1 protein-coding gene is annotated in these 532 nt (G+C 67.9%); it reads left to right on the forward strand.

Going from position 1 to position 532, the window contains the following annotated elements; translation table 11 throughout:
* Positions 1-16: 16 nt before the first annotated feature.
* The coding region (locus ACSLTV_RS36185; RefSeq protein ID WP_435613744.1) for an IS701 family transposase at positions 17-532 on the forward strand (516 nt) is incomplete at its 3' end.

Consider the following 532-nt stretch of genomic DNA (forward strand, 5'->3'; position numbering starts at 1 on the left):
GCTCGTTGAGCTGTGTATGGGTGGGGACGTCACGGTTGATGAGGTGCACCGCTGGGCGGCCGGTCTGGACGCTCTGCATGCTCGGATCGGTGGGTATTTCCGCAGGTCCGAGCCGCGTCGGCGGGCAGGGGAGTATCTGCGCGGGCTGCTCGCGCCGTTGGAACGCAAGAACGGATGGACGTTGGCCGAGCAGGCCGGCGAGCTGTGCCCGGACGGTATGCAGCGGCTGCTGAACCAGGCCGACTGGGACGCTGACGCGGTCCGGGACGAAGTCCGCACCTTCGTGCTGGAACATCTGGGCGCCGAGGACGGCGTGCTGGCCGTGGACGAGACCGGGTTCATCAAGAAGGGCACCCGGTCGGCCGGAGTGCAGCGGCAGTACACCGGCACTTCGGGGAAGATCGACAACTGCCAGCTGGGAGTGTTCCTGGCCTACGCCTCCGCCAGAGGACGCGCGTTGATCGACCGCGAGCTGTACCTGCCCATCTCCTGGATCGAGGATCCGGGCCGCCGGACGGACGCGAAGATCGGC

It is taken from the genome of Streptomyces sp. bgisy159, from assembly GCF_965341775.1.
In the GTDB taxonomy this organism is placed as follows: domain Bacteria; phylum Actinomycetota; class Actinomycetes; order Streptomycetales; family Streptomycetaceae; genus Streptomyces.